Origin of the sequence: Enterococcus sp. AZ197, from assembly GCF_050556405.1 — a bacterium.
Classification (GTDB): domain Bacteria; phylum Bacillota; class Bacilli; order Lactobacillales; family Enterococcaceae; genus Enterococcus; species Enterococcus faecalis.
This window is the reverse complement of sequence record NZ_CP187873.1, coordinates 1,848,431-1,859,766: the sequence shown is the minus strand read 5'-3', so window position 1 is coordinate 1,859,766 and position 11,336 is coordinate 1,848,431. Positions and strand designations below refer to the sequence as shown.

Genomic DNA, 11,336 nt, shown 5'->3' with positions numbered 1-11,336 from the left:
AATGTTTACTAAGCAAACCTTTGATAATAATATCTATATGAAAATTTTTCGCTGGCTTTACATTTTATTTATCGGTAATCTAGGGCTTCTCTTAGTGAACATTCCTTTTTTCATAGCGGTGATTAGCTTAGACATTGATCCACGAAACCTCCCACTTTTTGTAGTAACGTTGTTGCCGATGGGGACAGGGATGATTGCACTTTTAGGCTTAATCGATACTTTTAAAGAAGAAAAGGAGCTGGATCCATTTAAAACTTTTTTCCAAAAGTTTCGTCAGTTTGGGTTAAGAGGCTTTCTTATCAGCTTGCTAGGCTTAGGAAGTAGCATCATCAGTGTGACAGATATATTCTTTTTTGCCAAAACAACGATTGGTAAATGGTTTATTCCATTGATGGTCCTTCTGCTAATTTTTGGGTTAGCTATTATGCTGAATGCTTGGTATTTTCAAGTACGAAACCCGCAAGCTTCTTTTAAAGATGTGTTTCGGATTTCTGTTTACTATGGACTGCGGAAATGGTATGTCAGCTGTCTAAATGTTTTTTTACTATTCTCAATGTTTGCAATGATGTTTTTGAAGCCACAGTTTGGGTTTGTTGTAACCCCTGTCCTTTTCCTAGGGATTATTTATTTAAATACTGGGAAATTGCATGAAAAGCAAAAAAAGAATAAATAATTTTTACATAATAAGTAATCTCGATTTTCAGGAAAATGAATGAAGGTGGGGTTGCTTATTTTGTTCTTGCCTTGTTTATTAAAGTGGAGGGAGCGAACGAATGAAGAAAAAAATAATTATTTTAAGTAGCTTTTTGATAGGTGCTATTTTTGTGCTCGTTATTTTTACTACCAGCCAGCAAAGTATGATTAATAACGAAGCAATCCAAGTCGAAGAATTAATTGTTTATGGCGATAAAAATATGAATCGTGTAGCGAAGCAATTCTCTGATCAGAATAATTTAACTTCGTTTGGGAAAAATTTCTGGCGCAAAACGTATAACGGAAAATCACCCACTCAGGAACTACTGAAGGTTGCAACGGAGGATTTAGTACAACATAAAATGATTAAACAGCTGGCAACGGAGTTAGAAATAGCCCACTCACAAACATTTGGGCAAGAAAAAAAAGAATGGCAAGACCAAAAGAGCAGTTTAACGCTCTGGCAATTTTTAGATGCAAAAGATCAACAATTACAGGACCAAATAAAAGAGAAATTAATGGAGAAAGAAAAGCCAACGCAAAAAGAATTGCGGCAGGCCTTTGAGCAATTGGATGATAAATATAAAAAGACCGATTACTTTGTTGAAGCAATTGAAATTCCAACTTTTTCAGGTAAGCAAGCAGAATTAGAAAAAATAGCCGAAGCAATCTCTCCGAATCTATCTTATGAGGAGACGTTATTGGAGTGGCAAAATAAATTACCTAATCTTGTTATTGAATCGTATCAATTGAAGAGTGCAGAAATCCAAAAAGAGGATATTTATTCGTTGTCTGTTGGGGAGATTCTTAGTGAAAAAGCTGTTGGTACCGTGGTGAAAGGATACCACGAAAACCAATACTTTTATATTTTTAATAAGGAAGGAGGGCAACTTTTACAGTTTGAAGAAGCACCACAATTTGGCAAAAATGCCTATATCAACACACGCTACAAAGAGAAATTAGCTACGTATCAACAAGCAACCAAAGTAGACTTGTTGGAGAAAGACAGAGAAAAGTTTTTTCAAAATTATCAAAATAAAAACAGTTAAGGAGCAGAAAATGAGAAAAAAAGCGTATTTTAAAAGTGTAACCATCTTCCTTTCTATTTTGCTTGTTTTTTCCCAGCTTCAATTATTTAGTCTTCCTGCTTATGGGGAAACAGTGAGTGATCAACCGTTGCTTTTTCGTTCAGTAGGGATCGCTCAAAATGGAACGACCTACTATGTGGATGGGGAAGGAGGAAATAATGCCAATGATGGGCAGTCTCCAGCCAGTGCTTGGCGTGATTTTGAAAAAGTGAATCAGACGGAGTTTCAGCCAGGCGACCATCTTTTGCTGAATGCGCAAAGTACCTGGAATAACCAATTGTTGCATCCAAAAGGGAATGGGACAGCGGCACAAAAGATTGTCATTGATTTTTATGATACGAATGACAAAGGAGAAACCATTTTTGAAACAACACGGCGTCCGATTATTAACGGTGGTGGCACCTACAGCACAGGGACTTTCAAACGTGCAATCTCAGGGGCCGTGCAGTTAGTGAACCAAGAATATTGGGATATTTCAAACTTAGAAGTGACAAATACACCAGAGCTAGATAATCTCGAAGGCTATAAGAAACCAGGAGATGCTCAAAGAGCGGGGATATTAGTCCTAGGATATGAACAAAATCGAACGTTCAATAGTGTCACGATACGGAATAACTATGTTCATGATGTTCAAACAGAATATTATTTGAATCTAAGTGGGAATACTGCAACCAAACGATTAAAAGCGGTAGGTGGAATTATTGTTTTAGGAAGTTGGTTTGATGAGAATGGCAATGTAGTAACGGCAGCCAATGATCATCGAACAACGACTGGATTTAATGATATTTTGATTGAAAATAATGTGATTCAACGAGTGGGACTTGAAGGAATTCGAACAAAAGCTGATTCAGATACCTCAAGAGGCAACACTTTCTACAAAACGTTTTCTAATATTACGATTCGTAATAACTATTTAGAAGATATTGCTGGCGACGGGATTGTCTTGTCAGAAGCCAAAAGTGGCGGTGTCGTCGAAGGAAATGTTGCTGTCCGAATGTGCAATGCCGATTATGGTACACAAAATTACGCGGGCGTTTGGGCAATGTCTGTAGATGACGGACTGTTCCAATATAACGAAGTATACGGAATCAAATATGGATTTAACGATGCTGAAGCTTATGATGTGGACATGCAGTCAAACAATGTTATTTATCAATATAACTATTCACATCATAATACTGGCGGCTTTTTATTGCTTATGTCTGATCAAAAAAATTCGGTTATTCGTTACAATATCTCAGCTAATGACGGCGGTGGTAACCGAGGAACAGGTAAAGACAATCCAGGCGGAGCTGGTGGCTACAATTATAAAGAACAAAGCATTTTCCATTATTGGGTGAAAAATGATGGAGCGGCAATGCCAACTATCCACAATAATACGATTTATGTTGGCGACGGTATTTCAACGTCATTATTTGGTGAAGGAAATAGTTCTGACAACAGTGGTACAGTAGCCAATTTTTACAATAATATTTTATACAAAGAAGGTACCGGACAATTAAAATTCTTATCTAATTATCCAACAAATGGGACACAACCAATTGAACGTAAAATGGTCGATAATCCAGAAAAATATTTCAAAAATAATGTTATTTGGCCAAAAGAAATTGCTACAGAAAAAAGTGGTGCAACTGTTGAAAAATTAGTATCAAGTGGAAACATTTTTGAAAAACCACAATTAGAAATCACAGATAACCCTGAAAAAGTGAAAGAGTTGGCAGAGCAAGAATTTACGACAATGAAACCAACAAAAGATAATGTGGTTGAATTTACTTCCAAAGAACGCTTACGTCAGCGAGCACAAATGTTCCAATTAAAAGAAACCTCTCCAGCGATTGGTAAAGGCTTGTCGGAAGTGAACAGTGCGGCCGAAGACTTCTTTGGAAATAGCTTGAAAAATAAAGTTTTAGATATTGGTGCGCAACAAGCATCCACAATTGAAAAAAGTATTCGTTATCAAAATCAAGTGTTAGAAATTAGTTCGGCAACAGGTGTGTATCCTAATTTGCCAGAGCAAGTTGAATTAACGTACGAAGAAGTCGTTAATGAAGAAGTGGTTGCGACAGGCAAAAAAGAATTTAAGTTACAATGGGAAGCAATCCCTCAAGAAAAAATTAATACAGCAGGCACAGTTGAAGTTGCAGCAACAGTTATCGGCTTACCGATAGATGCTGTCAAAGTAACAGCCAAGGTCTCTTTTGAGGGTGAACTTGGTGAAGGAAAAGACACCGTTAAACTAAAAACAGCTCAAACTGCCTATGTTCAAAAGAGTGATGGTAACCGAGCATACTCTGCTATAGCAGGCGGTACTGCTGCCATTAGTTCAGGAGACGCCTATAAATATCCTTATGGAGTAAACTATACGGGCAATTACGCATTAAAATTAAAAAATGCTAGTTCTGCGGGGTATAATCGCCGGATTTACGTTGAAATTGATACACAAGAATTGAAGAACTATCAATCACTAAAAAGTGCCAATTTAGAACTAAATGTGATGCGTTATGATGCGTGGAATGGTGCTGGAAATACAAATGATGAACGTTTGAAAAATACGCAGTTCCAAGTAGATGTTTATGGAACAGATACTAATTGGATGAGTAACACCATTACTTGGAACAATGGTCCAAATAATTTAAATGTACCAAATGAAGAATTTGTTGCTCGACAATCTTTTACAAATAGCTCAATTATGAATAATCAAAATACAATCTCTATTGATATTAGTAACTATCTACGGAAGCTAATTCAAAGTGGTGAGAAAATTCCAGCCAAGTTAAGTTTCTTATTAGCGATTACAGACAGTCGTTTGCCTGGTTATGATTCTGATAATGCTGGGTTTGATGCTTTTTCAAAAGAAGGCGCACAAAAGGCCTATCAAGACTTTTTAACAGGCAAATTGACCTTGCCAACTGGTCAACAGCTAACAGAGGATAGTTTAGCTCCTAAAATTGTTTTATCGAATGTTTTCGAAGTCAAACATGAGTCGATTGAGGTCACGACAGAAGCGGGTCAAGCCCCTAATCTACCAGAAAAAACAACTATTTTTTATTCGGATGGTTCAAAACGAGAAGTGACTGTCAATTGGTCAGAAGTTCCAGCATCTTCTTATCAAAAAGAAGGAACATTCACTGTTGTAGGACGAGCAGCAGGTATCTCAATGCCAATTATTGCCAATGTAAAAGTCACCGCTAAACATATTGTTGGATTCAAGGAATTGCCTACGCTGGATCGACTAACAGGCACCTCGCGAGGCGAACTGAATTTGCCAACTGAAGTAATTGCAAAATTAGATGATGGTAGCGAAACGAAATTGAAGGTTATTTCTTGGGATGACGATGTTAGTAATTATTCGCCAAGTAGCCCGCCAGGTACTTACCAGTTCCCTGCTGCAGTAGAAGAAAAAATAGGAATTGCGAATCCCGATGAACGAAAAATCTTCCAAGTCGTGCAAACTCATGCGATTCCTGAAAGAATTCAATTTGCTACAGAAGCAGCTACTATAAAATCAGGTGAAAATTATCAAATTCAATCTAAAGTGGTTGGTCAAGCGCCGCACACAGAAACGGATGCTTGGAGCTCGCAAGTAACGTATGAGTTGGTTACACCAGATGCTGGCAATACAGTAAGTGTAGATGAAAACGGTCTGATTAGGACAGAAGCAACGACTGCTGCAGGAAATTATCAAATCAAAGTAACAAGCAAAGTTTTGCCGATAGTGACTGCACAATTTTCAATTAAAGTCACAAAATAAATAAACTGTTTGAAGAGGCTGGAACAAGAATTGCTGTAGCTTGCAATCTTTCTAGTCTCTTCGATTATCTAGAATCAATAAATATTCTATTGCCTACTATTCATTCTTTTTAAAACAAGGTAAAATAATAAATGAAAGTAAACGATAAAGGTGTGTAGACAATGAATACTATCTTAACAGGTGATCGTCCAACTGGTAAATTGCACCTAGGACATTACGTAGGTTCCTTAAAAAAACGAGTAGAAATGCAAGCAGACCCTACAAATCAATTATTTGTCATGATTGCAGATTTACAAGCATTGACAGATAATGCAAAAAATCCCGAAAAAGTTTCAGCCAATGTTTTAGAAGTTGCTTTGGACTATTTAGCAGTTGGTTTAGACCCTACGAAAACAACAATTTTTATCCAATCGCAAATTCCACAGTTAGCTGAATTAACAATGTACTATCTAAATTTAGTGACCACGTCACGTGTTCGTCGGAATCCAACGGTCAAAGCAGAAATTGAGCAAAAAAAATTTGGGGAAGGTGTTCCGACAGGATTCTTTATTTATCCCGTTTCACAAGCTGCTGATATTACTGCCTTTCAAGCGAACTTAGTCCCAGTTGGGGAAGACCAAAAACCAATGTTGGAACAAGCGCAAGAAATTGTGCATAGTTTTAATCAGACGTACGGTGAAGTTTTAGTTAGACCGGAAGCTGTGTTACCACCAAAAGGCATGGGACGCTTGCCAGGAATTGATGGCAACGGAAAAATGAGTAAGTCTTTAGGCAATGGTATTTATCTTTCAGATCCAGCTGAAGTGGTGCAGAAAAAAGTAATGAGTATGTATACCGATCCAAATCATATTCGTATAGAGGACCCAGGACAAGTTGAAGGAAATATGGTCTTTACTTACTTGGATGTTTTTGGGGAAAATAAAGAATATATTGAAGAATTAAAAGAGCACTATCGCCATGGCGGTTTAGGAGATGTGAAAATTAAACGTTACTTAATTGATGTCCTAGAAGAAGAACTCGCACCGATTCGTCGACGTCGTGAAGAGCTGGCTAAAAATCCAGAAGCGATTATGGAAATGTTGCATAAAGGAAGTCTTGCTGCTGAAAAAGTGGCAGCACAAACCTTAACAGAAGTCAAAAAAGCGATGGGAATTCAATATTTCTAAGCAATAAAAGAACTGGAACGAGTCAAAAGAAGAATGACTTGTTCCAGTTCTTTTTAAGTGGTTTGAAATTGACTATTATATAAGCTGGCGTAAAGAGTCGGAGCTTGTAATAGTTCCTGATGCGTTCCTTTTTCAATAATATCGCCATTTTTCATCACTAAAATTAAATCAGCATTTTCAATCGTGGATAATCGATGAGCGATAACGAAGCTTGTTCGATTTTCTGTGACAGTTTCCATCGCTTTTTGAATATGGGCTTCTGTTCGTGTGTCCACACTCGAAGTTGCTTCATCGAGAATAACAACGGGCGGATTTGCTAAAATGATTCGGGCGATGGTTAATAACTGTTGTTGCCCTTGTGATAATGCACCATTTTCGCTAGAAATAATTGTGTCATATCCTTGAGGAAGGGTCCGAATAAAATGATCACATTGAGCAATTTTAGCTGCTTCAATTATTTCTTCACGAGAAGCATCTTTTTTTCCATAGGCAATATTATCTGCTACGGTTCCTTCAAATAGCCAAGTGTTTTGTAAAACCATGCCAAATAAATTTCTTAGATTTTGTCGAGAAAGTTTCGTAATATCAATCCCATCAAAAGTAATGGCACCTTGATTTATTTCATAGAAACGCATTAATAAGTTGACTAATGTTGTTTTACCAGCGCCGGTGGGTCCTACAATGGCCACTGTTTTTTTCGGTTGAACAGAAAAATCAACATTCTTCATTAAAATTTTTTCTGGTGTGTAGCCAAATTGAACATTTTTAAATTCAATGGCTCCTTTAGGAGAAGAAATAGTTTCTAAATGAGTTGCTTCTGGCTGTTCATCAGCTTCATCTAAGATAACAAAAATCCGATCAATGGAAGCCATCGCTGCTTGAATTGAGTTAATGACATAAGAAGCGGTAGAAATCGGCTCAGAAATTTGGTTGATATATTGCAAATACGCTTGCAAGAAACCAATCGTAATACCACCAGATAAAACGAGCATTGCGCCTAAGATAGCACTAATAATAAAAGCCAACTGATTAATAAAACGAATAGCTGGATAAATCGCAAAATTTAGAAACTGTGCTTTTTTAAAGGCACGATAATGTTGTTGATTAACAGCAGCAATTGTTTTTTCAGCATTTTGCTGTTGATTAAAGGTCTTTGTGACCAAATTTCCTGCTAAATATTCTTCCATCTTATTATTTAATTGACCTAATTCAGCTTGACTTTGATCAGCAAACACCTTGTTTTTATTCGCGATTTTTGTCGTCATGAAAGTACTGCCGCCAATTAGCAGCAACACTAAAATGGTTAATTTTGCATCAATATAGAACAACATAATTCCTGCAAAAAGGATAGTCACGACGGAAGTGAAAAATTGGTTGATGCCTGTTAAAAGAACTTGTGACAATTGGTTTAAGCCAGTTGTTGAACGACTAATGATATCGCCCACTTGGTGATTGTCAAAGAAGGCCATTGGTAAAGTTTTAAACTTTTTTGTCACTTCTTTTCTAATTCTTAAAGTAACCCGTTCGCTTAAAGAAGCCATTGCTCGTTCCTGAATAAAAGAAGTGATACTACTAATGATTGAAAAGAGAATTAAAAGTAAGACGGGACCTAAGAGCGCTTCTTCAACTAAAGGAAGTGTCATACCTTTGAGCCCGACACGCTTGATAGCTTCTAAGAGGTTATCAATCCCGATTGCCATAATATAGGTCATGGCAACAATTAATAAGTTTCCAATTAAACTGCAGATCATTAGACCATAAAAGATTGGATGCTCAGGTTTAATCATTTTCCAGAAACGTTTAAAGCTTTGAAGATTCATTGTTTTTTTCATTGTATGGCTTGAAAAGAAAACTTTCTTTCAAGCAGTCACATCCTTTCTTTAATTACTTGGGTAAGATACCTTGCGATTTAGCAAAGTCTTGGTAATAGCTATTAGTGGTAAGTAAATCAGCGTGGGTGCCTTGACCAACAATCCTTCCTTCATCTAGGACGATAATATTGTCAGCGTTCATGATTGTACTTAACCGTTGAGCAACAATGAGTAAAGTTTTGTCCGACATTTGTGCATGTAAAGCGGCACGTAGAGCGGCGTCAGTTTTGTAATCTAATGCGGAAAAGCTATCATCGAAAATATAAACGTCTGCCGGTTTGATTAAGGCTCGTGCAATACACATTCTTTGTTTTTGACCACCAGAATAGTTGGACCCGCCTTGTGCTACGAAACTTTCAATCCCTTGTGGTAAGGAATCGATAAATTCAGAAGATTGTGAAATTTCTAGTGCCGTTCTTATTTCTTCTGTAGTTGCTTTGGCATTTCCCATTAATAAGTTTGATAAGATTGTCCCACTGAAAAGAAAGGCTTTTTGTGGCACATAACTGATGACTTGGCGAATCGTTTGCTGAGATAATGAGCGGATATCTGTGCCAGAATAGCTAATCGTGCCGGCTGTGACCTCATTTATTCGTAAAAGTAACTTAACTAAAGTACTTTTACCAGCGCCAGTTGCTCCAACAATCGCCGTTGTTTTTCCTTTAGGAATGACAAAACTAACATTTTCTAAAACAGGATCAGCTGTTTCTGTGTATTGAAACGTGACGTGATCGAAGCAAATCAAGGCTTTCTCAGGATGATAAGCAATGGTTGCTTCAGTGTGAGGATCGCTAATTTCAATTTCTTCTGACAAAACTTCTTGCAAGCGATTCAAGGAAGCAACGGACCGTGGAATGACAACTAATACCATAGCCGCGATCATTAAGTAGGCCAAAGTTAGAAGCGTATATTCAATCACAGCTGTAACGGTGCCAATTTGTAGGGTGCCTACTGCAACTAAATTACCGCCAAACCACAAAATAGAGGCGTACACAACGCCCATTAATAAAAAGGCAACGGGAGTAATCCAAGCAAAGATTTGATTCACTTTACTCATGCGTTCAGCATAATTTTTAAATGTTTGATTGGTTCGCTGCTCTTCAAAATCTTGATTATTGAACGCACGAATCATATTAATTCCAGTAAAGAACTCTCGTAAAGTCGTAGTAATTCGATCCATTTTTGGTTGAATTTTTAAAGATAAAGGGGTACCTTTTTTCATTAAAAAATAAACAACGACTAAGTAAAATACGATGGAAGCCAATGTTACCCAAGCGAGTGAAACTGAATAAGAAAATGTCATCACTAAGGCAAATAAACTAATAATAGGCGCTGGAAAGATTAATTGGCAAAATAGCACAATCATTGTTTGAACATTATCTACATCGTTGGTCATTCTAGTTAGCAAAGAATTTGAACCAAACTTATCAACATTTTTCATCGAGAATTGTTGAAATTTTTTAAAGAACAATCCTCTAACTTGAAAACCAAATTTAGCAGCTACTAAAGCAGACAAATAGCTAGAAATAATTGCGGCAATTGTTCCAATGAATGCCACAAGAAACATTTGTATGCCAATCGTTTTAATTACTTGTTGGTCACCGCTAACGATGCCCACATCAATCAACTTGCCAACTAATTTAGGGACGCCAAGGGTTCCTGCGATTTGCAAACAGATGGTTAAAGTTGTCGCAAGAACAATCCATTTATTTTCTTTAATAAACTCTTTCATTAATTTCATGAAATTTCCTCCTTAAACAATACCGTTTTAGCTGTTACAAAGAGTCATTGTACACGTTCAAGTAACTTGAATGTCAACAGTAGAAATGCTAAACTTTTTGATGGAGGGAACAGTATGGAAAAAAATTACACAATAAAAGATGTTTCTGAGTTGTTAAATATCCCTAAGTCCACGATTCGTTATTGGGACGAGCAAGGGTTGATTAGTACAACACGCAATGAAGAAAACGGATATCGAACCTTTGATTTAGAAGATTTGTTCAAAATATATGATATTGATTTTTATCGAAAAATGGGGATTCCTATCAAAGATATGTTGAATTTATATAAAAAGACACCTACCGATCTCTATGCCACCATGGAAGCAACAGAAGAACAACTGGGGCAAGAAATAAAAAGGCTTCAGCATAAATACAAAGAAATCAAGAAAAGAAAATTACATTTACATGCGTTAATTGATTTAGAAACATTGGTTTTTTCAGATGAACCAATTCCTTTTGATAAAATTGTTGTTGTTGATATTGAGGATCCAGAAGAGATGAAAGTTTACATGGAACACATTTCAACTTTAGGTATTTACGGGGATTTAAGTGAATCCAATGAACTGACGTATGGGATTTGTTTGGCAAATCATGTGAATAAAAAAAGTTTAGATAAAGTGATTTGGGTCAAAGAATCAAGTAGCCAATACAAAGGCTTTATTTTAAAAGTCAATACACAAGATACCCGTTTGAATAATATCGAAGAAGTAAAAAAGCGTTTAGCAAAACAAGGATTTGAAACAGGCATCGTTGTCGGAGAGCATATCTTGACACAACTAGAAGAGGAAAACCAATATATTGAATATTATTATGGTTGGATTGAAATTTTAGGGGAAAAGTAAAACAATTAAAAAAAGGAACTAGCAATAGCAAATGTAGCTAAGCTAGTTTCTTTTTTTGGTAAATGTAATGAAAATTACATGAAAAAAGTTTTAGTTTTTAAAACAATTTAGAACGAATGTTATTAAAGGGAAAACAATAAAAAA

The 11,336-nt window shown here is 36.5% G+C and carries 7 protein-coding genes; 5 read left to right on the top strand and 2 right to left on the bottom strand.

All coding sequences use genetic code 11. From position 1 onward, the window contains the following. Position 1 precedes the first annotated feature (1 nt). From IGK82_RS08980 to trpS, 4 genes are all read left to right on the top strand, one after another. Positions 2-673, top strand: coding sequence for a hypothetical protein (locus IGK82_RS08980; protein WP_002383583.1), 672 nt, complete (start codon positions 2-4; stop codon positions 671-673). Positions 674-773: 100 nt separating this feature from the next. After that, positions 774-1,742 (top strand): hypothetical protein, encoded by a 969-nt coding sequence (locus IGK82_RS08975; RefSeq protein WP_002362893.1) that lies wholly within the window; start codon positions 774-776, stop codon positions 1,740-1,742. A 10-nt stretch (positions 1,743-1,752) separates the two neighbouring features. Next, entirely contained in the window at positions 1,753-5,532 is a 3,780-nt protein-coding gene (locus IGK82_RS08970) for an Ig-like domain-containing protein (RefSeq protein ID WP_016622083.1), read from the top strand. A gap of 161 nt (positions 5,533-5,693) precedes the next feature. Next, on the top strand, positions 5,694-6,698 hold the full coding sequence (gene trpS, locus IGK82_RS08965; RefSeq protein ID WP_002372105.1) for a tryptophan--tRNA ligase: 1,005 nt from the start codon (positions 5,694-5,696) through the stop codon (positions 6,696-6,698). Between the two features lie 53 nt (positions 6,699-6,751). Here the strand turns inward: trpS and IGK82_RS08960 are convergent, their stop codons facing one another. Next, positions 6,752-8,530, bottom strand: coding sequence for an ABC transporter ATP-binding protein (locus tag IGK82_RS08960; RefSeq protein WP_002388273.1), 1,779 nt, complete (start codon positions 8,528-8,530; stop codon positions 6,752-6,754). Positions 8,531-8,582: 52 nt separating this feature from the next. Further along, on the bottom strand, positions 8,583-10,310 hold the full coding sequence (locus IGK82_RS08955) for an ABC transporter ATP-binding protein (protein WP_002359874.1): 1,728 nt from the start codon (positions 10,308-10,310) through the stop codon (positions 8,583-8,585). A 66-nt stretch (positions 10,311-10,376) separates the two neighbouring features. Here IGK82_RS08955 and IGK82_RS08950 point away from each other — a divergent pair, with 66 nt between their 5' ends. Beyond that, on the top strand, positions 10,377-11,192 hold the full coding sequence (locus tag IGK82_RS08950) for a MerR family transcriptional regulator (RefSeq protein ID WP_002402574.1): 816 nt from the start codon (positions 10,377-10,379) through the stop codon (positions 11,190-11,192). Positions 11,193-11,336 lie beyond the last annotated feature (144 nt).